We start from the raw sequence: 25,593 nt of genomic DNA, 5'->3' as shown, positions 1-25,593 counted from the left end.
TCATGACCAAAACTCAGCGATTGCTCGAACTGGTACAACTGTTGCGCTGCCATCGCTACCCGGTGACGGCACAACAGCTGGCCGAACAACTCAGCATCAGTGTGCGCACGGTCTATCGCGACATTATCTGTTTACAGCAACAAGGGGTGGAGATTGAAGGCAGTGCCGGGCTAGGTTATCTGCTGAAATCAGACGGTCATTTGCCGCCGCTGATGTTTTCACGTCATGAAATTGATGCGCTGGCTTTGGGCTTGGATTGGGTGAGCCGTCACACCGATGCAGAATTGAAATCTGCGGCACAACACGCATTGGCAAAAATTCAGGCGGTGCTGCCTGAACATTTAACCCATACGCTGGATCATCAATCCCTGTTAGTTGCCTCGCGCGGTGAAGCGTTGTTCGAAACACATCTGCCGGAGATTCGCCAGGCCATCCATACCCGTAACAAGATCACGTTGCGATATACCGACCTGAAAGAGATGACCTCGACCCGTACTCTATGGCCAGTGGTGCTGGGCTATTTTGATCGCGTGCGTTTATTGTGTGGCTGGTGCGAACTGCGGCAAGACTTCCGCAATTTCCGCGTGGACCGCATTCAAGAAATTGTGGTGAGCAACGAGCTGTATCCAGGCACCCGGCACCAGTTGCTCAAACGCTGGAAGGATTATCAGCAGGCGCGCTATCCCGATTATCGCTGATCCATTCACAACACCCCACTGAAGAGCACCGGTCCGGTGGGCTGCCCGGTTGGCGAGCCGCCTTGTGGCTCCAGGCTTATGGCAATCGCGGTGCCAGCCGGCAACACTCGGTCATTCATCTTCACCTGCGTTGACGTGTTATTCGCTAACAACCCGAGTGAAACTGGCTGCTTACCAGCGGGAATCAGCCATAACTGCAAGCTGTTCGCCGCAGTGACACTGACAGGTTTCAACGGCGTTAACTTCAGATGGTGGAGATCGCTACTGCGACTGACGACCCATTGCCCATGCTGTTGCGCATCCCCCAGAATCACCAGCGGTGAGAAATCTTCAGGGCGTTGGGTGTATTGGGAGACTAACGTAAACGCCGCCAGCCCGGCTGCGACCAGCCAGCCCAAATAAGGGTTTACGCGCTTCATCCTTTTTTGTGGTGGCAGGCTGAGGGCGATCTTTTTCCAGACATGCGCTGGTGGGATTTCTGGTCTAAGGTGGCTGTCTAACCCGGCTAGCATCGTCTGCCAGCTGGCCACGCGCGCCGCCAATTCAGGCTCCTGACGAAGACGCTTTTCAAAATGGAGCCGGGCGTGACCGCGTAACGTGCCTAAAGCATATTCTGAGGCTAGCGCGTCATCTTGTTGTTGATTGGTATTCATAAGCCCACGCACTCCCGAAGATGTTCCATCGCACGGCGGATCCAGCTTTTCACTGAGCCAACGGGCTGCTGCAGCCAAGCCGCGATATCACTGTGAGACATCCCCTGATAATAAGCCAGCGTGACACTTTGCCGCTGCTCACTGCTGAGATGTTGCAAGCAATGCCGTAAGCGCGCTGCTTGCGAATCATCAAGCTGATCCTGAGAGGCATCACCCTCATCTGCAATCAGCTGATCATTGAATTCTTCTGATTTTCCCGCCTCGCGCACTTGTCCACTTCGCAGCCAGTCAATACAACGGTTGCGAACGATGTGAGTCATCCACGTCATCGGCGCACTCAGCTCAGCATCAAAGCTGTCTGCACGTTGCCATATGGTGATGAAACAGTCATGCAGCACTTCCTCAGCCCACGAACGCTGGCGTAAGGTACGCAATGCAATGGCAAAGAGATGGGGCGATGCGAGTCGATACAGTTGTTCAAATGCGTGGCGATCACCCTGCGCAATCGCCCGCATTAATTTCACCTGCTGTTCTGCCAAAACCTTATCCATGTTTTTCCCGGATGGTGTAGAAATCCATTCCGAGTATAGACAATTACTTAGGCATCAGAACGGTATCGATCACGTCAATGACACCATTTTTCTGGTTTACATCATAAGTGCTGATGTTAGCCATGTTGCCTTGACCATCTTTCAATTGAATATTGTGCGGGCCGTTATTCATGATCCACAAAGGTTGGCCATTGACTGTTTTCAGTTCTGCGTGACCGCCACCTTGTTTGATTTTCATTTCCAGCGCTTTCATATCGTATTTACCGGCTACCACGTGGTAAGTCAGGATGCTGGTGAGCTTGGCTTTGTTTTCCGGTTTCAGCAGATTGTCTACTGTTCCGGCCGGAAGTTTAGCGAAAGCCGCGTTGGTCGGCGCGAACACGGTGAATGGACCTTTGCCTTGCAGCGTTTCAACTAATCCCGCTGCTTTAACTGCAGCCACCAAAGTGGTGTGGTCTTTAGAGTTGAGGGCATTTTCAATGATGTTTTTCTGCGGGAACATGGCTGCGCCACCAACCATAACTGAACCAGAATCCATCGCCGCAAAAGAAGCAGCAGTGAACAGAGAGCTAGATACCAGGGCAATTGCTAATAGCTTTTTCATCATAGATCCTCGTTGTAGGGAGCGAAGAATTTGCTCACATGGGGATATACGGATGAAGGGGGTGGATTGGATGCAGGCTTACGAAAGTTTTTTCGAAAAATCAGCGACGGCCCAAAAGACCGTCCTGTTGTTCACCATTAAATGGTTTCGTCAGGCTCCAGCGCGTCCTGAATAGCATCAGCGAGATTGCCAATCTCATTCGCTACGGCTTGCAGATCCCATGAAGCCTTGGAGCCACTGGCAGACGTTGAGGCGCTAACCGATTCTTTTGCCACAGCCAAAGCCGCCGCCACAGCAATGGTGCGCTTGTGCTGCTCTGACGTCATGCCCATTGGTGGGGGTGCAAAGTAGTCATTTACCATCTCATCTCTCCGTTTACCGCGTTCATATAAAATTCAATCCTGTGTGCATTATCAGGATTATGGTGGAGAGTGCTAACAATTTTCACCGTCAGCAGCGTTATCAGACAAAATTGTCTGGGCAGAGGTGGCCGTTGCCAAGTTCACGATTGACAGACTAATGGCTGTTAAATTCAGGGCAACGTACCGTATTGAGCAGCTGCTGATATTGCGCCTGCTTGCCCTCTTTAAGCGCCGCCGCGGCCGCGCTGAGCGCGTTATGGTTCACTTCACTGCTAATAAATACTTTCTTGACCTGTTCATCAGGCACGGAGGCTTTAATTTCGCATTGCGCGCGTAAGTCTTTCACCAACGTTTGCTGATTGAGGGCATAGGTCAAACTGTCAAAGGCAGCTGCGGTAGCTCCCCAAGCTGCGAACAGCAATAATAAAAAGAGGAAACGTTGCATTGAGTTAACCTCCTGACTGACGTTATCAGTAGGAGTGTAGGCCACTTCTGCGGATATGCATTCCATTCAACACCAAATGTCATCTGGGACGAAGCCAGAACATAGACCGAACGATGGGGTATTTTAGGTATTGGTTGAAACTCCAATAGACGGAAATGCCACCACTATCCAGTCAGCTATTGAGGTACCAATGTGTACCAAATTCTTTTCATTACTTTTTCATAAACTAAGCTAAGTGTGTGATGCAACTCGCAGACAACTGAGATGATAACAGTTGCTGATTATTTTAAGTACTCTCTGACAATTAGACTTGTTGGCTGAAAAAATAAGGGAAAGCGATGCCATTGATCTTTAGTGAATTATCTGGAGCACCTTCATGGGTACCCGCAGTACTGCTCGTCACTCTCTCATTAGCCGTAGGTTTTCTGGCTCGCTTCTTACTTCTCAGATTTATTCGTTACTGGCAGAACCGTGACAGGAAACTGTTTAAATCACTGGAGAAGCATCTGCGTGGCTCCCTGTTTCTTTTCTTTCCTCTGCTGTTGATTAACGTTGGGGTCAATTATATTACCGTTCAACCAGAGTCACTGTCATTTATCACCACCACACTAAATATATTTATTATCTTGTCGATATGTTCGGTTTTGGTCAGGATGACGAACGTCGCACAGGATATGCTCTTTATACGCTATGACATCAATCTTTCGAATAATCTGCGTGCCCGTAAAATTCGCACGCAGATTATCTATGTCAAAAAGGTGGCCATTGTCATACTGGTCTCATTCTGTCTTTCTCTCATTCTGCTCAGTTTCCCAGGTGTGCGTAAATTTGGCACAACGATACTGGCCGGTGCTGGTGTCGCAGGAATAATAATTGGCTTTGCACTGCAGAAATCCTTGGTGAACCTTTTTGCCGGGATACAAATAGCCTTTACGCAACCCATTAAAATTGATGATGCTGTGGTGGTTGAAAATGAATGGGGCTGGATTGAAGAGATAAACCTGACTTATGTTGTGGTACGCATCTGGGACTTGCGACGGCTGGTGCTACCGATTACCTATTTTACTGAGAACGCCTTCCAGAACTGGACGCGTAACAACGCTCAGATATTAGGTTCTGTTTTCCTTTACCTCGACTACTCCATGCCCCTTGAGCCTCTCCGACAGCATTTTGAAAAAATTCTCAGTGAAACCAAGCTATGGGATCAGCAGACTCAAGTGCTCCAGGTGACCGATACGAGTGACAAAACCATGACCATTCGATTATTAATGACCGCTCAGAACTCGCCGACGGCCTGGGATCTCCGCTGCTATGTGCGTGAAAAGATGATTGAGTTTGTTCAGAAAAATTATCCTGAAAGCCTGCCGCATGTTAGGGCAACACTGACCGATTCAGAGTTAAAGACAGCGGTTCGCCAGTGATTTACCACTGAGTAACGAAATGCTGAAGTAGACTTGTTGAGGGCTATCGGTTCACCGGGAGGATTCGTGAACCTGTGGCCTTGGCTGGATATCTGAATCCATGAATACAGGGGCTCCTTCAACTTTACGGGATAGCGCAGAAATCAGATCTAGCAAATGCGTAAGCCTGAAGAAGAAGGAGCTGATAGGTTTAGTTTCGCAGAGGGACATCTTGAGCCACACTATTCGAATTAAGACAAAATACACACTCTGCAAGATGCCATGAATGATGTTGTGATCTGACATATTGAGAGGCTTGCTGTGAAGAAATAAACGAACCCAAGAAAAGCCTTTTTTCTCTCACAGGCAACTGTAGGCACTCTCCTCGATGCAAAGTACAGCGCCCATCATTTCCCGGTGCGCTTATTGTATAGAATTGATAATTCATTTTCGTCATAACATTCCCTCTTATTTGGGTTACGGCAGCTCAACCACAATACGCTTCATTGTAGGTATTTTCTAAAACCAGGCAGATAACATTTTCAGACGTGCAAGCGTCAAAATAAGCGTAGTTGCTTAAATAAATTACGTTGGTTTATTTAACTGCTTTTACATTGAACGCCATGAAAGTTAAGTCAGGTAGTCGTCAATGATGATTCGACCAGAATTTCAGATGGTTGAGATAAAATTGAAGAGGTCGTCATGTCAGATATTTTCGCTGACAACGACGACCGCTACGCTTATAAGCGTAAAACTTCATAAAGAATACGCATTATGTATCAATTTCTTTTGCAAGGGTCCACACTGGTCACCTAGCCGGGCATTGCCCGGGCAATTTACCCCACTAAGGGGGACTATAATGCCTTACCATTCTACAGAGACCGTATGCGGTATAACCGGTACGCTTCCTGGCACGCTCCGCACTTGGCGTCGTGCAGGACTCATCACCGCTCCTGATCAATCTGATGGCTATAGCGCTGGGCAATTATCCCGCATCTTTACCGTTCTCGATATGACCTCTCGTGGAGATACGCTTCATGAAGTAGCTCAGCAACTAGAAGGTCATCCTAATGCGGCCCGAAGTGGTTGGGAGTGCCGGCAAGAAGAACTCAACCACCAGTTGAAGGACACTTCAGACACACTATTGGAAGCGCGGATACGTCTTGTTGGCAATGACTATTGCGGTGATGATTTCGTCAATTGCTATCTCCGGCCGCTCAACCTTTGGCTTCGTACTGATATGAGTAACGGTGCCGAGGAGCGCCAGGCGCGATTCCATCAGGCCGTTGTTAAACACGCCCGCCATATCATGTCCGCGGCACACAGGCGTAAATCCGTGCCTCTGTTTCTCGAGGCGGTCAGCGTGACAGATCTGACTGAAATCTGGATGGAAGCCATCCGCTTGACCGGTCAGGGCTTCAGGGTTGAGATTTCATCTGAAGTCACCGGAGCACCTGCCAATGCCGAAAGGTACTACGAGCATCATCTGATGTGGTGCGGTGCCGGTATTTCGCAACTCATGCACTGGAACTATCGCCACCGGCTTTTGGACGGCTTACCTGCCTTACTCTGCGGGCCGGACCAGGCAATGCTGATTGCTGCCTGATACCCTTTCTCAAGGTTTGAACAGTCTGTCAGAGTCGTCTTCTGACAGGCTTTAAGTTACCAGCACACTTCTAAAGTGCACTCACTTCTACACCGTTTAAAAAACGGCATAACATATCCCCTCTTCTCAATCGCCGATGCATAACTTTTCGGAATATTAACCTCTGCACGTTCGCTGTCCATGCCTACAGTTAGTACTGAGGTTGTCATAAATCTGAAACGGAGGAGGATAATGTCTATTCAACACGACGATAAAAGCCAGGTGATGATTGGCGAAGCGGCACTTAGCCTGGCACTGGCCGAGCGAGAGATAAGCGTGCAATCACTTATCTCTCAGCTTGACCACATGGCCGCAGCCGGCGGCAGTCAGGCAAGACGTTCGGAAATTTCAGCAGCCAGTTTATGGTTGAGAAGTTTTAACGATCCATGGCACGCTGCACGGCATGTGCCTTACCTGCAGACGCTTGCAGGCTTTAACGACGAGTAGAACTGACGTTCAAGGACGCAGTCCGGCTCTGGCCGGAAGACGACGAAGATGACCTCATCGGTCTCGTGTAAACGTGAACCGGCCGGAGAAACTGTCAGGGACGACATTTATAATGAAAACGCTTAGCACTGCGCCACTCAGGTACAGCTTAATATTCAATTGACCTGCTACTGACTCAGTCAGGAGAGGGACCTCGCTCTAAGAAGGTAGAAAGCGCAATATAACTGCGTACCGATCTGACTCCGTCGACACTCTGTATTTCCATTAAAAAGTTTTCCAACGACTCGGTATCAGCAGCCCGAACCTTAATCAGAACGCAACCGTCACCCGCGACGGTATGAAGCTCCTCAACCTCCTTGCGATGGGTAAACTGCAGAAGTGCTCGTGTCGCCTGGTAGCTGCTGGTATCCACGACAAGAAACGTCAAGAGCGTCCTGCCAAGCTTACAACCATCCAGTATCGCCACCGTCCCCTTAATCACTCCATCACGTTTCAATCGCTTGACCCGATCGTGAACTGCCGGAGCCGATAGATTCACGATTTCGCTTAACTCTGTATAACTGCGGCCAGCATCCTCGGCCAGCGCGCTTAATATTTTTCGGTCAATTGCATCCAGATCTGCAGGTTTATGCTTTACCTGCCGAATACCATCTGTTTCTTTATCAAATGCGCTCATAGGGGTTCCAGTGCTGAATGAAAATATGAATATAATTGATTTTACCTAATGATATTCAGTTAAGCACACAATTTGGAGTTTCAATGCCCATCGCATTATTAGCACTCGCCGTCGGCGCATTTGGTATAGGTCTGACAGAGTTCGTGATTGCCGGAATTCTCCCGCAGATAGCGACTGACTTTGGAGTCAGTATCCCGTCAGCCGGGACAATGGCCACATCCTACGCATTGGGAGTTTTTGTCGGCGCACCACTGATGACAGTGTTGGGGGCGAGGATACCGCGTAAAGCCATGCTGATAGCACTGGCCGTCATATTCACCCTGGGTAACATCATTACCGCTTTAGCACCCACATTACCAATGGCCATAGTGGGCCGTGTCATTACCTCCTTTAATCATGGTGCCTTCTTCGGTATTGGCTCCATTATCGCTGCATCACTGGTAGCGCCCGGTCGCCAGGCAAGTGCCATTGCTTTTATGTTTTCGGGTTTGACCGTGGCTAATCTGGTTGGCGTGCCATTGGGAACCTGGCTGGCGCAAAGCTTCGACTGGCGTCTGGTCTTTTGGGTTATTGCAGGCATAGGACTGCTGACGGTCGCCGCTATCGCTTCACTCGTGCCCCATATCGAAAAGGGAAAACCCATTGCATTACGGAGCGAACTACGTGCCTTCGTTGATCCTCAGGTTTTGCTGGTTATGGGTATTACGATCTTCGGTCCGGCCGCATTTTTCACCTCAATCACCTATATCGCGCCTATGATGACTGAAGTAGCAGGTTTCTCAGCCTCAGGTGTGGCATGGCTTATGGTTCTGTTCGGTCTGGGACTGGCGGTCGGGAACTGGATTGGAGGGCGTTTCGCTGACCGTTCCCTTTTTGGCACGCTCTTTGTGACACTGGCCGCTCAGGGGATTGTTCTGCTTATTTTCTGGAATGGTGTGGAAAACCAGTTCGTCGCCAGCGCCTCCGTGTTCCTTATGGCTGCATTTGGTTTTGCCACCGTATCGCCCATTCAGAAATTAGTCATGGATCGGGCCAACCACGCCGGTGCGCCTACAATGGCGGCGTCCGTTAATATCGGTATGTTCAATTTGGGTAATGCACTAGGTGCGTGGGCAGGCGGAGCCACCATTGCTGCCGGCTTTGGCTTGGTTTCCCCAAACTGGGCGGGGGCAATATTGTCCTTTATTGCACTCGGACTGGCTTTTCTTGCATGGTTAAGTGCACGTAAGGGAGTCGCTCTAGGTGTGAGTCCATGCTGACGATGAAGGGGTAATACCAGGTTTAAACATCTTTCCTTACACTGGACGTCTATTTCGAGTAATGGACGTCCTTTGTTCGCCGTCTCGTTGCTTAGCCTACGTGCAGCTGTGTGCGAGCAGCGGACATGACTTAGCCGATACCACAGGTTTCAGCCTGAAGCCCGAGTTTACTTCCCGGCTTCAGGCTGCGCCTGATACCTATCAGGCGGTTTGCAGAAGGGAGTACTTCATTGTACCTGCGAGGTTTTCAAGCAAATTTTTCAGCATTTTAACCGACAGCATGACGCTCTGGAGGTTGTAAAACAATGCCGGATCATGTTGCGTAAGATAGTCCTCAAACTTACGCTCACGGATTGAAGCCTTGCAGCACAACGTGCGCAAGAGAGGCGTTGGGCGAAGGCATATTGCTCAGTAAAAACCATAAGCCGCCCGTGAGGGATACAGCCAGTAAGGACACCACGCCCAGCCCATGGATGGCTGAAGCAATCCCCCGATGTGAGCATCAGGAAGCGTAAAATTACGCAGTATTTTCAGGTCTCTCATAAACCCGCTGAAATCTAGTTTCATCCACGCAAAATACCAGGCAAAGCTGCGTTGTGAGAACATCCACTCTGTCAGAAACAGGCTGCACACGATAAGAGCGAAGCCTGACAGAATATTAAACCAGGTGATCACCGATTCCAGACCGCCAGATCCCATGACTTCGCGTCGAGTCCAGTTGGAGTTAATGATTTGAGACAGCACAAGCAACGCCGTTGTAATGTGCATACCTAAATCACCTGGCCTCATAGCCCTGCCCTGTACAAATGAACTATGCTGAGTGGCTGTGTACTAAATGACATAACAGAACTGAGGCTCACGAGTCCTCATTAGATAACTAAACGACTACAAGGATTTTGATTTATGGATGATGTGGACCTGGCCCAGGAACGTGAAGAAGCGCATTTGACGGCTTCTCTGTCTGCCCGAAAACCACGCTTAGTGAGCCGAAATGGTAACTGCATCTGGTGCACTGATGAGCCGATAGTGGCTAACACCGCCTTTTGCTCAGCGGAATGTGGCGAAGACTTTCATAAGCACCAGCGTGAAATGCAGCAGCGAATAACTGCAGAGTAAAACCCTACGCAGCTAAAGCATTTTGCGAGAACGAAACTGTAACCGTTGTCGATGAGACGATAACGGTCATGATAAATGGGCTGCAAAAATCATCATCTGGCGAGTGGCCCTTGCAGCCATTACCCTGCTCAGGCAGCTGCGCGAGTTTCAGGCCATGCCACAGCGCTACCTTCATGGGTGAACAGGTTTCCCTGAAAATCAATGACCCCGGCGGCTTCAAGTCACATCCACTCTTCGGGACGCTCGATGTCCGCTGCGATGACGTTAATTTCCAGTGCAGTACAGCACCGAATCACTGCCTGAACGACTGCCTGTTTTGGGCCGCTGCGATGTATGTCGCGTATAATCCCGGCACCAATTCGCACACTATCAGGCTAATTCGCGTTATAAAACCGAACCGGTACCAAGCGAAGCGTGCAGAAAGGCTGTATTAATGCAATCACCCGCGATATAAGCCAAGCGAGTAACAACAAATAATGACTCATGAAATTTAATGAAAAGAAATCTGATGTGCGCACAATGCGAACATATTATTGAGCTAATTCAGAGCTCAGGAGTGTCTGAAAAGGAGATGCTCTAAAGTTCTCACCAGAATATCTTTTCATCAGCCTCATGTTACAAGGCCACCTGCTCTTCATGAACAACCATGACGACTGCATCCTTTGCAGCGCAATTAAGCCTGAGAGAACTATAAATGCCCTTTCGGGCATTTATAATTTTCATAAATCTGTCCAAGCCTGACTGGTTAATGACATGTCTCTTAGATCGGCATTAATGAACAAACAGTGCAATCAGGATAATGATAGGAATAGGTACACCTAAAAACAACAGTAATAATGAGCGCATTTTAAACCTCTCATAGCATTAAGAATTATAAATCACGTTGACGACCACCAAAGGTCGCACACAGGCTGGCGACAAAGGCACCTGCCAGCAGAGAAATGAATATCCAGAGCATAAGATAGCTTGTGGCTTTACGCGCGGTATCTGCTGCTTGCTGCGCTTTATCCTTCGCATCTTTTAATTTAGCCTGTGCTTTGTCATAGGTGCTCTGAACCCGCTTTTCGGCCTCTTGCTGACTGATACCTGTGTGTTGAGCAATCAGCCCGGCGACATACTGACGGTCTTCTTGCGGTAAGGCTCCGGTGGTCATGCTGTTAACAAATATTCCGGACACTTCTCTTAACTGCGCAGGTGAAACCTCTTGATGAGAAGTCGATGGCGTTGCAGGATCAGGATTGGCTGCGTTGTTTTGAGGAGTGGCAGAAGCGTTATCCCTGAACATGGAATTAATGAAGTAATCCATTGACGAGCCCTGTGATCCAGACGACCCGCTCGCCATACCAGCGGCCCCTGCTGCCGTGGTTGCTGCTGCCCCCCCCACAACGGTACCCACGATTTTAGCCCCTCCTCCAACGATGGAACCCACCGTGCTGGTTAACAACGCAGCAGATATAATCGCTGCCACCGCCCAGGACAAAAACCCATGTGCGGTGTCACGGAAGTAAATTTCATCGGTGTGTGTATCAACCCATTTCGTGCGCAGCCGTCCAGATAAATACCCCCCCATACCTGAGGCAACAACCTGAGTAAAGGTCAGCCAGGCAATAGCGGTAATACCTACTGTACCTGCGTCAAGTCCACGACCTTCCCATGGCGAAACGGAAGTCAGACCTAAACCGGCACCGAGCATTATCAAAATCAAAGAAAGGGATGCCGCGGCTGTCGCGCCGGCAAAGATGGCCCCCCATGATACAGCGCTGGTATTCGCGGTGCGCAGGGGCAGACGAGTATCGGGATACGCGTTGTTAACGGTAGATTCTTCGTGAATGTAAGTCATAGCTGTTTTCCTTAGATTAATCTTTGTATTCATAACCAGGAACTGCTCGAAGAAACAGGAAATATAACCACTTACGACATTTATACTCTTCAGGAGGCGGATGATGCCCTTTATAAAAAGGGAAGCGGTAAAAAGTAGAAAAATAAAACCACCTGTAGCAATGGAGAGTTATTCCACTTACTAAAATAGTAGATGATTTTTTTACAAATGGTTTTTGGAATTTAAAATTTGATAACCATTTAACATGATGGATTTTAAAGTGACCTCAGATTTACCACTTGGGGTAGCGTCAATGGCAACAAAATTACGGTATGTCAGCACCCCTTTCCAAGTATCTGAACTGACCGGGAGCGAGTAGATATCTTTCAAACACGATTAGAAAAGCCAGAGGCGCATAATCCGCGGGTAGAACCAGTCTCATCAACGCATAATTAATACTCATATTCTTTATGCTCCCTGAAATACACATTGAAAATTATCACAAGTGAACCAGGCTTAATTCACTAACCAGAGGAGGTAAACATGCCATATAAATCACGAGATTCCCTGCCAGACAGCGTCAGGCATGTCCTTCCTGCACATGCGCAGGACATTTACCTTGAAGCTTTTAATAGTGCCTGGAACGAGTATAAAGACAAAAAAGACCGCAAGGATGACAGTTCCCTTGAGGAAGTGTCACATAAAGTGGCCTGGGCTGCAGTCAAGCATACGTACGAAAAAGGAAGCGACGATAAATGGCATAAAAAGAAATCTTGATCACCTTTTCAAAGGCAATGGATTGCTGAGCCATTTGTTATGGCGAGTTTCATCCAGGTGTGATTTAACCTGTGCCCCCTACTGGAGACTAATTTGTCATTATTAAACCAGTCTGAAAATTTCGACCTGAAGTGTTCCTTACTCTCTGCCGTTCCGCTGGGAATTAGCTCAATGGCGGCAGTGGATGAGATCACATTTCATCAGCTGTTGGTCTGGCATCACTTCTTTAACAGTGGAATTCCCGCCTTCAGCCTGTTTTACGATGGTTTACTGCACTCAGCCGAACTCATTGCCTTCGTGGCGGGCGCCTTCATGATGTATAACCAGCCCCGTCACCAGAGTCTGTGCAGGTGGTCTGCATGGTTCAGACATTGCAGCGCATTCCCTGGATTTATGGCAGCCAGAAGTGATCATCCGCGCGATAATGAATGACTTTTATCCGAGATGGGCGTCTGGTTAACCCTATCACCAGTATCACTATCTTTAATCGTTTTCGGTTAATGACCCGCCATGAAACCCGCTAACCCATATTCTGCTTCTGAACTATCTTTCGGCAAACCGAAATCAACAATGTGTTGATGATTTCGGTGTTATGCTGATAGCATATCCCACAATGTGTTGAATGAAACAATGTGGAAAAGTGATGACTAAACAAGCTGACGAACTGTCCTATGAGCAGGAAATGCTGCAAATGCTCGCGGCTGCAGTTCGTGCGATTGGCAGCGTGCTGCCGGGCAACACTGAGATCGTCCTGCACGATCTGCGCAATCCTGAGTTCTCGATCGCCGAAATCGCCAATGCCCATGTGACCGGGCGTAAAAAGGGGGATTCGGTTCTGGCCGGACTGAGAAAAGACAAAGCGTTTATTACCGCCCTCGAGAAAAGCCAGGAGCCCGTTACGCTTTTGCCGGATTATGAAACCTTCTCGCGTGAAGGTTCGCCGTTGCGGAGCAGCACAGTAATTTACCGGGGGCGTGACTCCCGTCCATTTGCAGCGCTGTGTGTCAACGTTGATAACAACGGCATTGAGAACGCCCTGACGCTGCTGCAGACATTATCGGGCGTAAAAATACAGCAGCCCGCTCCGGTTGATGAAGCGCAGAATGCCGAGCAGGCCCATGACAGTATCGAAGACCTGATGAATGAAATTATCAGTAATGCGACCGGGCTTAATCCGGGAAGCCGGCGCTCAGATGTTAAAAAAGCCAAGATACTGGCCGTGCAGCAAATGCAGGAACGGGGCATTTTTCTGATGAAGGGGGGCGTGGAAAAAGCAGCTGATGCTCTCGGTGTGACCCGCTACACCATCTATAACTACCTCGATGAACTGAAAAATACCGACAGCTGAAGGCAGCTGGTTATGTGGAGACGATATGAAAAGATATACCAGTCCGATGCCTTATCCGTTTGCACGTGCTGTCGAGGCTAACGGCTTCCTGTTTCTGTCCGGTCAGGTGGCAATGAATGCCCAAGGCGAGCCGGTTCCCGGAACCATTGAAGAGCAGACGCGCCTGATTATGAAAAATATCAGCGAGACGCTGGAGGTCTGCGGTTCTTCACTGGATCGTCTGGTCAAAGTCACCGTGTGGATTTCAGACATGGCGCACTTCAGCGCGTTTAATGAAATTTACCGCACCTACTTTCCCGAAGGTTTCCCGGCACGTTCAACTGTCGTAAGCCAGTTGGCTTATGGTCTTGACGTTGAGATGGAAGTTCAGGCTCTGGCCTGATCCTAATTTTAACTGGAGCTGACAAATGTCACTGAGTATTAAAACCCCACTGCTGGAGTCTCTGCCGCTGGGTCAGCTGAACGGTACCCGCGTATGGATGAAGATGGAGGCCGCCCAGCCTTCTGGCTCTTTTAAAATTCGCGGCATTGGCTTTGCATGCCAGCAGCATTTAGAAAAGGGTGCCCGCCGCTTTATCTCTTCATCCGGTGGGAATGCCGGGCTCGCGGTTGCGTATGCGGGTCGCCAGCTTGGCGTACCCGTCATCGTGGTGGTACCTGAAACCACGTCTGACCGTGCGCGACATCTGCTGCAGCTGGAAGGGGCTGAAGTCATTGTGCACGGGAAAATGTGGTCTGAAGCCAATGAGCTGGCGCTGGCGCTGCTGACGGATCAGGATGCATTTCTGCACCCCTTTGACGATCCGCTTCTCTGGCAGGGGCACGCCTCGATGATTGACGAAGTCGTTGCTGAGGGTATCAGACCAGACGCGGTGATCCTGTCGGTAGGCGGGGGCGGCCTGCTTGCAGGCGTTGATGAAGGCCTACGCCGTAATGGTCTGGATAATGTAACGGTCTATGCCGCAGAGACGCAGGGTATGTCTTCCTATCATGCTGCACTGCAAGCAGGCAAACCGGTTGAAGTCACGGCACTGAACGGCGTTGCCACTTCACTGGGCGCACGGCAGGTATGCCAGCGCGCCTTTGACCTTGCGCAAAAACGTACTGTGGTGCCCGTTGTCGTCACCGACCGTGAAGCAGTCAATGCCTGTCTCACCTTCCTGGACGATCATCGTATGCTTGTTGAACCCGCGTGTGGTGCTGCTCTCGCCCCGCTGTATGGCCAAAAGCTAAACCTGAAGAATGATAAGAACGTACTGGTCATTGTATGTGGCGGCTCAACAGCAACCGTGAATTCTCTCAGCAGCTTTAACGGTTAATACCCCCTCCCCCTGCTAAAGGTTGATTTTTAAGGTAAACAGCATGACAGATCGAATTTATTACCACAGCGACACACTTGAGATGGACACACTGGTCATCAACTGTACCCCGCAGGAAGACGGCCGTTTTAATGTCATCCTCACGGCCACCCTGTTCCATCCACAGGGTGGCGGTCAGCCTTCAGACAAGGGCACGATCGGTGGCGTTAATATGATTCAGGCCGTACAGGAAGGTGACAATGTCATTCACATCACTGACGCCGCAGTTGAAGAAGGGGTCGTGCATATTTCAGTGGATGCGGATCTGCGTCTCATCCACACGCGCTATCATTCGGCTGGTCACCTTATTGGCGTGGCAGGCGAAAAATATGGTTGGCAGGGTAACAAAGGTAATCACCGTCCGGGTGAAGGGCGAATTGTGTTTGATGCAATCGCGCTCACCATGCCAGTGACTGCGGAGAACTTTGCCGCCGCTGCGGCAGAGATGGTGGCACGTGACCTTGAGTTGATACTCAATGATGAAGATGGCAAGCGCATGGTCACATGGGGAGAGTTAAAGCCTTATGCGTGTGGCGGAACGCACGTGAAGAAAACTTCGGGAATCGGTGAAATCCGCATCGTAAAAGTCAAAGAGAAGAAAGGACAGCTCTCCGTTCAGTATGAGCTCGAGAATTAAGCTGGTTTGAAGAAGATGTTTCCTTCACTCTCACTCCACTACCATGACCCACTTAGCGGGTCTCACCTCTCGGAGCATAAAGGGTCATCGAATCAGGATAAGGGAATAAACCAGTGTACCTGTGGCTACTGACAGAATCTGTCACAGCCGCCCCGTACTATGCAGCCGTAAACCCACAAGGAGAAAAACCATGTTTACTGCTGATATGTCCATCCTTTATGTACCGAACGTCGTCAAAAGCGCTGATTTTTATGCATCGCTGTTTGATATCAAGCCGATTAACGTCACCCCCACTTTTGCGATGTTTATTTTTGAGAACGGATTCAAACTGGGTTTGTGGTCCAAATACACTGTTCAACCGCCGGTGGATACGCAACAGTTTTCGGCTAACGGTGAAATCACTTTCAAAGTGCAGCAGAAAGCGGATGTCGATTTCCTCTACAACGAATGGGGGGCGTTCCGTGAAATCACCATTGTTCAGTCGCCAGCAGTGATGGATTTTGGCTACACCTTCACGGCTATCGATCCTGATGGGCATCGTCTGCGCGTGATGTGGTTGCAGTTAGAAGATTGATGTTCTGGGGCGGCCATACGGCCGCCCATTGCTTATGCTAACTTTGCGGCGGGATAAATGCCTGCACCGGCGTCAGTTCCCCGGCGTATTTACGCACCTGCACCACAGTGATCTGGCCACTGCAGCCCTGAGTCAGTGACGAGGTGCCAATATCCAGCGTCAGTACATTCGGATTGCCGTGGCGGCATAACGGCCTCAGCGCGGTGGGATCGACCGGATCGTACCAGGCACCCGTTGGCAACTGCACCACGCCCGGCATCACCGTGTCGGTCACGCGCGCGCTGGCGAGTACGTGACCACGCGGGTTGTAAAGCTCAATAATCTCGCCGTCTTGAATACCCAAAGATGCTGCATCATCCGAATTCAGGCTGCACACCTCACGCCCATCGCGTTTGCCGCTCAGGTGTAATCGCCGAAATCCAACTGACTGTGCAGACGCGTTGCAGGCTGATTGGCAATGAGCCAGAACGGATGGTCGGCATCTGGCTTTTGCTGCGGCTCTCGCCACACCGGATGTCCGGGACAGTTTTCATAATCAAAACTGGCGATAGTCGCCGAGTAGATTTCAATTTTTCCGCTCGGTGTTGGCAGTGGTGCAGCATCCGGATCGGCACGGAAGGCATTCATCATTCGTCCACCGTCTTTGAGCTGCGGCAATTCCAGCACGCCCTGCTGCCAGAATCGTTCAAAATCGGGGATCTCGACTTGGTGCGTTGCCAGCTTTTGCTGCAATTGCGCGTAATGGTGTTTCAGCCAGCCACGTGTATCGCGACCTTCTGTAAACGCCTCTTCACAACCCAGCCTGCGAGCCAGCTCGGCAAAAATGGTGTAATCGTCTTTGGCTTCACCGTGCGGTTGCGCGACCGGCTGCATAGCAAAGAGATGGCGATCGGTTGGCGCACCGCCGATATCTTCACGCTCCAGTGTCATGGTTGCGGGCAACACGATATCGGCATGACGCGCACTGGAGGTCCAGGCAATCTCATGCACAATCAGCGTATCTAACTGACAGAATGCCTGCCGCAACCGTGCCAGATCCTGATGATGGTGGAACGGATTGCCACCCGCCCAATAAGCCAGACGAATATGCGGATAGGTCAAGCGGCGGCCATTGTAGTCGAACGGTTTACCTGGATTGAGCAACATGTCTGAAATTCGCGCCACCGGGATCAAACGATCGATACCATTTTTACCCTGCGGTAACGCCGGGAAACTCACCAGGTTGTGATGCTTACCGTAATGACCCAACGCGCCCAGCGCGTAGGTGTAACCGCCGCCCGATAAACCCGGTTGGCCCAGTGCCGCGGCCAATACCAGTCCAAGCCACACCGGTTGTTCACCGTGCTCAGAACGTTGCAGTGCATGCGCAACGGTGACCAACACACGTTTACCGGGTAACTGGCGGGCAAAATCAGCGATAAATGCTGCGCTGACGCCGCAAATCTCTGCTGCCCAATTGGCGTCTCGTCGCGTGCCATCCTCTTCACCACGGATATAAGCGACCATCTCCGGCCAGCCCACGGTATAGCGGCTGAGAAAGGTTTCATCCGTCAGTTTCTCGTCAATCAGTACCGAGAGCACACCGAGAATAAAAGCGGCATCGGTGCCTGGACGTAAGGCCAGCCACTCCCCTTTGGCTTCCTCAGGTAGATCGCTTTTCAGCGGGCTCACCGAGATAAACCGCGTGCCGCGCAGTGCGGCCTGCTGCATAAAGCCACGTTCTGTGTGCTCGCTTAATCCGCCGCTTGCCACCTGGGAGTTTTTCAGTGCCAGGCCGCCGAAGGCGATGACGATTTCACTGTGCTGGGCAATCTCTTCCCAGCTCACGCCACGTCGCGCAATCTCATTCATGTCACCGACAATATGCGGCAACAGTACCGAAGCAGAGCCCGAACTGTAGCTGTTCACTGAACGCACATAACCGCCCAGTGTGGTGTTGAGAAAACGGTGCACTTGGCTTTGTGCATGATGAAAACGGCCGGCGCTTGACCAGCCGTAAGAACCGCCAAAAATCCCTTCCGGGCCGAAAGTGTCGCCCACGCGCTTCAGTTCACGCGCCACTAATTCGTAAGCCTGCTCCCAGCTCACGGCCACATATTCATCATTACCCCGGCGCTGATCAGGGCCTGGGCCATCTTCCAGCCAGCCGCGACGTACCATAGGACGCGAAACGCGGGCGGGATGATTGAGTGCAGTGCGGAAATTTTGTAGCAGCGGGCTCGGGTCGGGATCGCCCTTGAAGGGTTCAATGGTGAGCTGATCGCCCGATTGCTGAGCATGAAAAGCACCCCAGTGGGCGCTATGCATAACTGGTTTTTGCGTCATCACTGTTCCTGGCTGTCAAAAATGAAAAACGGTGCTTAAAGCACCGTTGCAATAAAGTTTCTTACGCGCCCGTTTTCCGGGTCGTCGAGGACTTGCTGAGTGGGACCCGCCGCCACAATTTTGCCATCTTCCATAAAGACAATGTTGTCGGCCACCTCGCGAGCAAAACCGATCTCATGCGTCACAATCACCATGGTGATGCCGGAGTGCGCCAACTGTTGAATAACCTGTAGCACTTCGCCTACCAGTTCAGGATCGAGTGCTGAAGTCGGTTCATCAAACAACATCACACCAGGATCCATGGCCAGCGCGCGGGCAATAGCGACACGCTGCTGCTGGCCGCCTGAAAGATTCTGCGGCCACTCATCTTCACGGCCGGCTAAACCCACCTGCTTCAATAACGACAGCGCCTTGGTGGTCGCCTGCTGGCGGTTCTGTTTTTTCACACGCATGGGCGCATCAACGATGTTCTGCAAAACCGTACGGTGCGGGAACAAGTTGAATTGCTGAAATACCATGCCAATTTCAGCACGCTGACGGGCAATCTCACTGCTACTTAATTCGTGCAGCGCCTGGCCTTTCTGCTTATAGCCAATGATTTCGCCGCCAATGCGAATGGTACCGCCATCGAGTTTTTCCAGATGGTTGATACAGCGCAGCAGTGTAGATTTACCCGACCCCGAGGGGCCAAGAATCACGGTCACGGACCCTGCAGGAATATCGAGATTCACTTCATCCAGAATGGTGACACCAGAGAAGCGTTTGGTGACTTTACGTAACGCGATTGCTTCAGCCATTGCTCACGCTCCTTTCAACTTTCTGTGCGGAGAAACCCGGCAAGGATTTGAACAGACTGCGTTTTTCACGACGCGTAACACCGCGTCCAAAATAGCGTTCGACATAGAACTGACCAATCGACAACACCGATGTCATCAGCAGATACCATAAGGTTGCCACTAACAGCAGCGGAATCACCTCATAGGTACGTTGATAGATAATCTGCGCGGAGAACAGCACATCCTGCAGCGAGATCACCGATACCACAGCAGTGGTTTTCAACTGGCCGATAATTTCATTACCTGCTGGCGGCATGATGGCACGCATCGCCTGCGGTAAGACGGTATGACGGAAGATCTGCGAAGGCCGATAGCCGAGCGCACGCGCCGCTTCCAGCTGGCCGTTGCCAACGCTTTGAATACCGGCACGCACAATCTCAGCTGCATAAGCCGACTGATGCATCACCAAGGCAATGACTGCCGCACTGAATGGGCTGACTAATGCGTTAGATTGGGTACTCCACAACTCGCCAAGTCCCGGAATTGATAGCGAAATGGTCGGATAAAGCGCGGCGATGTTGTACCACAGGAAAAGCTGCACCAGCATCGGTACACCACGGAAGAACCAGGTGTAAAACCAGCTAACGCCCACCAGCACCGGGTTCGATGAAAGACGCATCAGCGCCAGCACCGTACCAAAAGCAAAGCCCAGCACCACCGAAATGGCCGTGAGCTGCAGCGTCATTAAGACGCCTTGCAGGATCGATTCGCCGGTAAAGTTTTCTGCAATCACGCCCCATTCGAAGCGTGGATTGTTAATCATGGAGTGCGCCATCGCCACGACGCACAACAGCACCACCAGCGCACTTAGCCAGCGTCCGTAGTAACGTTTGCCGACGATTTTCAAATCATCGGTGTGGTCACGTACATCACTCATTGAAAGATTTCCTGGTTACGTTTGGATTCTTTAACCGCGCCAAAGCCAATGCCCCAGTTGTCGAGGATCTTCTTGTAGCTACCATCTTTGATCAGAGAGTTAAGCGCCGCTTGCACCGCAGGTTCTAGCGCAGAATCTTTCTGGAAAGCCACAGAAACCGGCGCGTCATGCACGGTGATTTCGCCGCTCAGGGTGATGGGTTTAATCACCTTCGCCTGCCACAATAGACCTTCGTAAGGGCCGAGGAACATCGGCACGCGACCACTGACGACAGCCTGAACACCGGCTGGACGGTCCGGGAATACGGATACTTTGATCGGTTTTTTACCCGCGGCTTCACAAGCTTTGCTGGCTTCTTCCAGACGCGTTACCTGCGTGGTGCCTGAACCAGCGCCAACTTCCAAGCCGCACACGGCATCCAGGGTTTTGAACGGTGCCACGTTGGCATCTTTACGCGAGATGATGCCTAGCAGACTTGCGTCGTAGTAGCTGACAAAATCGATGATCTTAGCGCGCGTCGCGGTGGCATTGATGTTAGACAGCGCCACGTCATAACGACCCGTTTTCAGGCCAGGAATAATGTTGTCGAAACCGCCGGTGTCACGCCACTGGACCTGAATCCCTAAGCGCTCACCCACGGCATTCATAATATCGATTTCACGACCGGCCAATGTTTTGTTGTCTTCTTTATAGAAGGTGGTCGGCGGCGTGTTAGGGTTGGTTCCTGCCACGATATAGCCACGCTTCAGCACATCCGCTGGCACCAGGCTTTTCAGCGCAGGATCGGCCTGAACATGGAGTGAACTGTCGGTCGGGACGGATTGATCGGCGGCAAACGCGGTATGCGCACTCAGCGCAAGTGCAAGCAAGGTGATACCTTTAGCGAGTTTCACTGGAACCTTTCTCCTGATATATAAAATGTTTCCCAACAGGGAAAAGGCGTTGAGGTAGCGATGTATTTTTCTCCTCTCTCACCTTACGGCTGAAAGGAATTTTCATCCTCTTAACGTCCCGCTGCCATTCTCAGTAAGATATGCAGCGATCACAAATGCGAAAAACGGATATCTATTGCCGGATTTCGGGAATAGAACGCGACAGCTTGAGCTTAATGGTTCCGTACGTCAGGCGTTACGCGGGATGCGAAGGGATATTCGGATTTACCAGAGGGGTCAATAGCCTGCTTTTGCCGCGGCTATCGACCGTTTTCTTCTTAACAAGACGCTATTGGTCTAAGCGTTTGCGAATAGGCTCAAATTCTTTCGTAGCACGACGTGGCACGGTATCGGGCAAATTTTTCTCCGCGGCCTGCCAGTATTGCCACGGTACTTTCTGGCTTCCCAATTCATAATCCATACCATCCCAGCTATCTTCACGAAAACTGTAGAACGCCCAGTGAGCTTGTTGCTTGTCCAGCACGGTGAGCACATCTTCCAGATATTGCGGGCATCCTGCCAGGCTGCGAATGCAGCCAAACTCACCGACCACCATCTGATGCTTGGCAATACCCTGCGCTTTCGCCCAATCAAACGGCAACGCTAAGTATTCCGCTACACGTTGCGCATCCCACTTTTGCTGAGTTCCAGCGTAAGGTACTGTGCCCGGATAAGGCCAAGGTGTTTTTCGCTTCGCATTAGGGGCACTGGTGGCGGCATAGGGTTCATACATATGCACACTGTACAGTACTCGCTTATCTTCTAACGGTTGCGGCCAATAGCTGAGAGCATCGGCTGCGGCAAACCAGCCGCTATCCACCATGATCGGCGTGAGTGGATCGACTTCACGAATGGCAGCAATAACCTCGCGATAAAAGGCAGGCAAATCGCGCGCGCCATCTTGATTTCGCTGATACCACTTCTGCATGTCAGCAGTGGAAGCGTGTTCTGCCAGTCCGCCCATTTTCTCTGGGGCGGGTTCATTGATGATGTTGTAAGCAGCAATCGCGGGATGGTTTTTTAACGCTTCAGCCAAGTCACGCCAGTAATGTGCGCTCTGTTGCCAGAACCGCTTGTTTTGCCAAAGGCGATCATCAAACTGGCCGCTATTGTTCTGCGACCAGCGCATACCGGGCAACGACAGAGGTGTAATCACCACTTTTAGCCCAGCCGCTTGCGCATTATCCAGCACGGTTTTAAGCGTAGCCACGTCTTCTTTAACTAATCCTTGATAGCCGTCAGCGTTACCCAGCAGGAAATCACGCTGCTTCGTCGGCCATTTATCCCAGGATAATCGCACCCAAGAAGCACCGTAGTTATGCAGTGTTGCGAAATAGTCTTGATGAGGAGGTAGGCGGTTAAAACTGTTACCGCCATGTTGGGGTTGTAACCAAAAATCCATTTTCTCGGCCATAGCGGCGAGGGATAAAGGCTGCAAAATGATGATCAGGAATGTAAAGGTTTGTATGATCTGGCGCACACTTTCTCCTTAGTTATCGACAGTTTTCAGCGTCCATTTCTGACACTGAGACGATCTTAAGCGTAAAACCAGATAATTACCGTGCGTTACCACTGCTAACATCATATTGATTTGTAGGGCATTCCCTACTTCACACTTAAGTCTTCGGCTTTATCCTGATGTTTTTTTCCATTTTCTCTTCACTTTACATTTCTTCACGCTTCGCCCACAAAGTTCACCAATCATGGAGAAATAAAGGAGAGCGCCTAACACAGCATATACAATGATAAGCGTTCTCATTATCATGCGCATTTGCTTACAAGTGTTAATACTTCAGGGAGAAGATTTAAGTGAATGTAACTTTGTATGTCAGGAAGAGCCCGCTTGCTTTGATTGTGGCAGCCCTACTCAACTCACCTACTTATGCCGCAGAACCCACGGAAAAACTGGCTGACGATGAATCGATGATCGTCACGGCGGAACAGGGTTTGAAACAGCAGCCTGGCGTTTCCACCATCACCGCTGAAGACATCAAGAAAAGCCCGCCGGTTAACGATCTCTCCGACATCATCCGCAAAATGCCTGGCGTCAATCTGACCGGCAACGGCGCCAGCGGAAGCCGTGGTAATAACCGTCAGATCGATATTCGCGGCATGGGCCCGGAAAACACCTTAATCATGATCGATGGCGTGCCGGTAAGTTCACGTAACTCAGTGCGTTACAGCTGGCGTGGCGAACGTGACTCGCGTGGCGATACCAACTGGGTGCCAGCGGAGATGGTAGAACGTATCGAAGTCATTCGCGGCCCAGCCGCCGCGCGTTATGGCTCCGGTGCGGCGGGCGGCGTAGTGAACATCATCACTAAGCGCCCGACCAACGACTGGCATGGATCGCTGTCACTGTTCACCAATCAGCCCGAAAACAGTAAAGAGGGTGACACGCGTCGCGCCAACTTTAACCTGAGTGGCCCACTGGCGGGTGACGCGTTAACCATGCGTCTTTATGGCAATATCAACCGCACCGATGCAGATGCGTTTGACATCAACACGGCTGAAAATGGTTCATACGCAGCGGGACGTGAAGGCGTACGCAATAAAGACATCAACGGCGTGCTGTCATGGAAAATCACGCCATTGCAGGTTATTGATTTCTCTTATGGCTATAGCCGTCAAGGCAACATATACGCCGGTGACACGCAGAACAGCAACAGTAATGCCAGCGCTGATGGTTTGGTAGAGTCGCTGTATGGCGCAGAAACCAATCGCCTTTATCGCCAGTCCTACGGCATAACGCATAACGGCATCTGGGATTGGGGAACCTCGAAATTAAACTTCAATTACGAGAAGACCAATAATACACGCCTTAAGGAAGGGACTGCGGGCCGTACTGAAGGGATGATTAACACCGATGAGTTTGCCACCAGCCGACTGGAGAGCTACCGCGCCGGTGGAGAGGTCAGCTTCCCGCTGCAACTGTTGGTGGATCAGACCGTCACCCTCGGAGCGGAATGGAACCGTGATGAGCTGAACGATCCGGCTTCAATGCTCACGCAAACCGCAACCGGCGTCACGCTTCCTGGCAGCTCTGGCGATCCATCTCAGCGCAGCAGCAAAAACAACGCGACCATTAGTTCGCTCTTCTTCGAGGACAATATCGCTGCGACTGAGAGCACCGAGGTAATTCCTGGGCTTCGCTTCGATTATCACGATCAGTTTGGTGCAAACTGGAGTCCAAGCCTTAACATTTCTCAGGGACTCGGCGACAACTTCACGCTGAAAGCCGGTATCGCGCGCGTCTTTAAAGCACCAAACCTTTATCAATCAACGCCGGGTTATTTACTTTCTACACGCGGCAACGGTTGCCCAATCGGTCTGACGCAATGCTATCTGCTGGGCAATGGCGATCTGGATCCGGAAACCAGCGTTAACAAAGAGATTGGCATTGAGTTCAGCAACCAAGGCTATGTGGCGGGCATCACCTACTTCCGTAACGATTACAAAAACAAAATCGTCGCGGGCACTGATCCTGTCTACTCTGAGGCGGGCTACAACGTGCTGCGCTGGGAAAACGGCGGTAAAGCAATTGTTGAAGGGTTGGAAGGTAACCTAACCATTCCATTAGTTGCCGATACGCTGGAATGGCGCACCAACGCAACCTATATGTTCCGTTCCGAAAGTAAAGACACCGGTAATCCGCTCTCTATCATTCCAGAGTTCACCATCAACTCGCAGCTGGAATGGCAAGCAACGCAGGATCTGAGTGCGAACATCAACTGGACGCAGTATGGCCGTCAGAAACCGCGCCAGTTTGCTGAGACGAACACGGATGTGACCAACATGACCACTAAAGAAATCAAGCCCTATTCCGTGGTCGGCCTTAACGTGAACTACGACATCACTAAAAATCTTCGCGCGAATGCAGGTATCACCAACCTGTTTGATAAACAAATTTACCGCGAAGCGACCGGTGCAATCACCTATAACGAACCGGGCCGCGCCTATTATGCTGGCGTAACCATGTCGTTCTAACTCCGCAGGGCGGCCGCTGGGTCGCCCTTACCTCACGATTAAATTGCTTCCTCGAGTTATTCACAAAATCACGTGTTAATCACGCATGCTTGGCCATTCAGCATAGGGCGATAACGCAGTCTGGTGCCGCTCTGGGCTGGCTGTCCTCGCGCCGCTGACGCGGTACCTTCACTTCACTCGTCAGCCTGACGGACCGGCACAGACGGGACTTTCCCTGTCCCGGCTGCACCTTTCGCCAGCATCCATGCTGGCTCTCCTGGCTTCCTC

26 protein-coding genes and 2 pseudogenes are annotated in these 25,593 nt (G+C 50.9%); 14 read left to right on the top strand and 14 right to left on the bottom strand.

The genetic code is table 11. The annotated features are described in order from the left end of the window. The first annotated feature begins 2 nt into the window (after positions 1 to 2). Positions 3 to 698: a helix-turn-helix transcriptional regulator gene (locus HA51_RS00140; protein ID WP_084931099.1), complete on the top strand. Its 696-nt coding sequence runs from the start codon at positions 3 to 5 to the stop codon at positions 696 to 698. 5 nt (positions 699 to 703) lie between these two features. On the opposite strand, the gene HA51_RS00135 is transcribed toward HA51_RS00140, so the two are convergent. The 5 genes from HA51_RS00135 to HA51_RS00115 all read right to left on the bottom strand — a co-directional run bounded on the left by HA51_RS00135 (position 704) and on the right by HA51_RS00115 (position 3,313). Continuing rightward, positions 704 to 1,351, bottom strand: a complete 648-nt coding sequence (locus HA51_RS00135; protein WP_084931098.1) for an anti-sigma factor — start codon at positions 1,349 to 1,351, stop codon at positions 704 to 706. Continuing rightward, on the bottom strand, positions 1,348 to 1,902 hold the full coding sequence (locus HA51_RS00130; RefSeq protein ID WP_084931097.1) for an RNA polymerase sigma factor: 555 nt from the start codon (positions 1,900 to 1,902) through the stop codon (positions 1,348 to 1,350). The genes HA51_RS00135 and HA51_RS00130 overlap by 4 nt, the downstream gene beginning before the upstream one ends. Before the next feature lie 43 nt (positions 1,903 to 1,945). Continuing rightward, positions 1,946 to 2,506 carry a fasciclin domain-containing protein gene (locus HA51_RS00125; RefSeq protein ID WP_084931096.1) on the bottom strand — a complete coding sequence of 187 codons (561 nt, stop codon included), beginning with the start codon at positions 2,504 to 2,506 and terminating at the stop codon, positions 1,946 to 1,948. 137 nt (positions 2,507 to 2,643) lie between these two features. Beyond that, positions 2,644 to 2,868, bottom strand: a complete 225-nt coding sequence (locus HA51_RS00120) for a hypothetical protein (RefSeq protein ID WP_084931095.1) — start codon at positions 2,866 to 2,868, stop codon at positions 2,644 to 2,646. Between the two features lie 154 nt (positions 2,869 to 3,022). After that, complete coding sequence (locus HA51_RS00115; protein ID WP_084931094.1) at positions 3,023 to 3,313, bottom strand: YicS family protein; 291 nt, start codon at positions 3,311 to 3,313, stop codon at positions 3,023 to 3,025. Between the two features lie 338 nt (positions 3,314 to 3,651). Here HA51_RS00115 and HA51_RS00110 point away from each other — a divergent pair, with 338 nt between their 5' ends. The 3 genes from HA51_RS00110 (at position 3,652) to HA51_RS00100 (ending at position 6,805) form a co-directional block, all read left to right on the top strand. Beyond that, positions 3,652 to 4,734, top strand: a complete 1,083-nt coding sequence (locus HA51_RS00110; protein ID WP_084931093.1) for a mechanosensitive ion channel family protein — start codon at positions 3,652 to 3,654, stop codon at positions 4,732 to 4,734. 838 nt (positions 4,735 to 5,572) lie between these two features. Continuing rightward, positions 5,573 to 6,319 (top strand): MerR family transcriptional regulator, encoded by a 747-nt coding sequence (locus HA51_RS00105; protein ID WP_084931997.1) that lies wholly within the window; start codon positions 5,573 to 5,575, stop codon positions 6,317 to 6,319. 231 nt (positions 6,320 to 6,550) lie between these two features. Further along, entirely contained in the window at positions 6,551 to 6,805 is a 255-nt protein-coding gene (locus tag HA51_RS00100) for a hypothetical protein (RefSeq protein WP_084931092.1), read from the top strand. Positions 6,806 to 6,980: 175 nt separating this feature from the next. Here the strand turns inward: HA51_RS00100 and HA51_RS00095 are convergent, their stop codons facing one another. Beyond that, positions 6,981 to 7,481, bottom strand: coding sequence for an Lrp/AsnC family transcriptional regulator (locus tag HA51_RS00095; protein WP_084931091.1), 501 nt, complete (start codon positions 7,479 to 7,481; stop codon positions 6,981 to 6,983). Between the two features lie 83 nt (positions 7,482 to 7,564). On the opposite strand from HA51_RS00095, the gene HA51_RS00090 reads away from it, so the two are divergent. Further along, positions 7,565 to 8,740, top strand: a complete 1,176-nt coding sequence (locus HA51_RS00090; RefSeq protein WP_084931090.1) for an MFS transporter — start codon at positions 7,565 to 7,567, stop codon at positions 8,738 to 8,740. Between the two features lie 408 nt (positions 8,741 to 9,148). Here HA51_RS00090 and HA51_RS00085 read toward each other — a convergent pair whose 3' ends face one another. Beyond that, complete coding sequence (locus HA51_RS00085; protein WP_084931089.1) at positions 9,149 to 9,508, bottom strand: hypothetical protein; 360 nt, start codon at positions 9,506 to 9,508, stop codon at positions 9,149 to 9,151. A gap of 135 nt (positions 9,509 to 9,643) precedes the next feature. Between HA51_RS00085 and HA51_RS00080 the strand changes: the two genes are divergently transcribed. Then, a complete protein-coding gene (locus HA51_RS00080; RefSeq protein WP_045814613.1) occupies positions 9,644 to 9,856 on the top strand; it encodes a DUF2116 family Zn-ribbon domain-containing protein in 213 nt (70 codons plus the stop codon). Positions 9,857 to 9,984: 128 nt separating this feature from the next. Here the strand turns inward: HA51_RS00080 and HA51_RS00075 are convergent. Further along, positions 9,985 to 10,230, bottom strand: a pseudogene (locus HA51_RS00075) (EAL domain-containing protein); the annotation flags it as partial. Between the two features lie 497 nt (positions 10,231 to 10,727). Beyond that, positions 10,728 to 11,696 carry a hypothetical protein gene (locus HA51_RS00070; RefSeq protein WP_084931088.1) on the bottom strand — a complete coding sequence of 323 codons (969 nt, stop codon included), beginning with the start codon at positions 11,694 to 11,696 and terminating at the stop codon, positions 10,728 to 10,730. Positions 11,697 to 12,218: 522 nt separating this feature from the next. On the opposite strand from HA51_RS00070, the gene chaB reads away from it, so the two are divergent. From chaB to HA51_RS00035, 7 genes are all read left to right on the top strand, one after another. Beyond that, positions 12,219 to 12,452: a putative cation transport regulator ChaB gene (gene chaB / locus HA51_RS00065; RefSeq protein ID WP_084931087.1), complete on the top strand. Its 234-nt coding sequence runs from the start codon at positions 12,219 to 12,221 to the stop codon at positions 12,450 to 12,452. Positions 12,453 to 12,545: 93 nt separating this feature from the next. Continuing rightward, complete coding sequence (locus HA51_RS00060) at positions 12,546 to 12,884, top strand: DUF2243 domain-containing protein (RefSeq protein ID WP_084931086.1); 339 nt, start codon at positions 12,546 to 12,548, stop codon at positions 12,882 to 12,884. Positions 12,885 to 13,095: 211 nt separating this feature from the next. Next, the gene (locus HA51_RS00055; protein ID WP_084931085.1) at positions 13,096 to 13,800 is read left to right on the top strand and encodes a helix-turn-helix transcriptional regulator; all 705 of its coding nucleotides are present in this window, start codon (positions 13,096 to 13,098) and stop codon (positions 13,798 to 13,800) included. Positions 13,801 to 13,825: 25 nt separating this feature from the next. Then, a complete protein-coding gene (locus HA51_RS00050) occupies positions 13,826 to 14,182 on the top strand; it encodes a RidA family protein (RefSeq protein ID WP_084931084.1) in 357 nt (118 codons plus the stop codon). Between the two features lie 25 nt (positions 14,183 to 14,207). Further along, positions 14,208 to 15,119 (top strand): pyridoxal-phosphate dependent enzyme, encoded by a 912-nt coding sequence (locus HA51_RS00045; protein WP_084931083.1) that lies wholly within the window; start codon positions 14,208 to 14,210, stop codon positions 15,117 to 15,119. 43 nt (positions 15,120 to 15,162) lie between these two features. Further along, positions 15,163 to 15,795 (top strand): alanyl-tRNA editing protein, encoded by a 633-nt coding sequence (locus HA51_RS00040; protein WP_084931082.1) that lies wholly within the window; start codon positions 15,163 to 15,165, stop codon positions 15,793 to 15,795. Positions 15,796 to 15,985: 190 nt separating this feature from the next. Beyond that, positions 15,986 to 16,369: a VOC family protein gene (locus HA51_RS00035; protein WP_084931081.1), complete on the top strand. Its 384-nt coding sequence runs from the start codon at positions 15,986 to 15,988 to the stop codon at positions 16,367 to 16,369. A gap of 37 nt (positions 16,370 to 16,406) precedes the next feature. On the opposite strand, the pseudogene HA51_RS00030 reads toward HA51_RS00035, so the two are convergent. From HA51_RS00030 to HA51_RS00010, 5 genes and pseudogenes are all read right to left on the bottom strand, one after another. Next, positions 16,407 to 18,694: pseudogene (locus tag HA51_RS00030) on the bottom strand (molybdopterin guanine dinucleotide-containing S/N-oxide reductase). Positions 18,695 to 18,729: 35 nt separating this feature from the next. After that, on the bottom strand, positions 18,730 to 19,491 hold the full coding sequence (locus HA51_RS00025; RefSeq protein WP_084931080.1) for an amino acid ABC transporter ATP-binding protein: 762 nt from the start codon (positions 19,489 to 19,491) through the stop codon (positions 18,730 to 18,732). Further along, positions 19,484 to 20,407 carry an amino acid ABC transporter permease gene (locus HA51_RS00020; RefSeq protein WP_084931079.1) on the bottom strand — a complete coding sequence of 308 codons (924 nt, stop codon included), beginning with the start codon at positions 20,405 to 20,407 and terminating at the stop codon, positions 19,484 to 19,486. The genes HA51_RS00025 and HA51_RS00020 overlap by 8 nt, the downstream gene beginning before the upstream one ends. Further along, positions 20,404 to 21,300 (bottom strand): ABC transporter substrate-binding protein, encoded by an 897-nt coding sequence (locus HA51_RS00015; protein ID WP_084931078.1) that lies wholly within the window; start codon positions 21,298 to 21,300, stop codon positions 20,404 to 20,406. Before HA51_RS00015 ends, HA51_RS00020 begins: the two co-directional genes overlap by 4 nt. 328 nt (positions 21,301 to 21,628) lie before the next feature. Next, positions 21,629 to 22,819: a glycoside hydrolase family 5 protein gene (locus HA51_RS00010; RefSeq protein WP_245840110.1), complete on the bottom strand. Its 1,191-nt coding sequence runs from the start codon at positions 22,817 to 22,819 to the stop codon at positions 21,629 to 21,631. Between the two features lie 341 nt (positions 22,820 to 23,160). Between HA51_RS00010 and HA51_RS00005 the strand changes: the two genes are divergently transcribed. After that, on the top strand, positions 23,161 to 25,326 hold the full coding sequence (locus HA51_RS00005; RefSeq protein ID WP_425435677.1) for a TonB-dependent siderophore receptor: 2,166 nt from the start codon (positions 23,161 to 23,163) through the stop codon (positions 25,324 to 25,326). Positions 25,327 to 25,593: the final 267 nt, after the last annotated feature.

This window comes from Pantoea rwandensis, from assembly GCF_002095475.1.
Taxonomy (GTDB): Bacteria; Pseudomonadota; Gammaproteobacteria; order Enterobacterales; family Enterobacteriaceae; genus Pantoea; species Pantoea rwandensis.
This window is presented reverse-complemented; position numbering and strand designations above follow the sequence as displayed.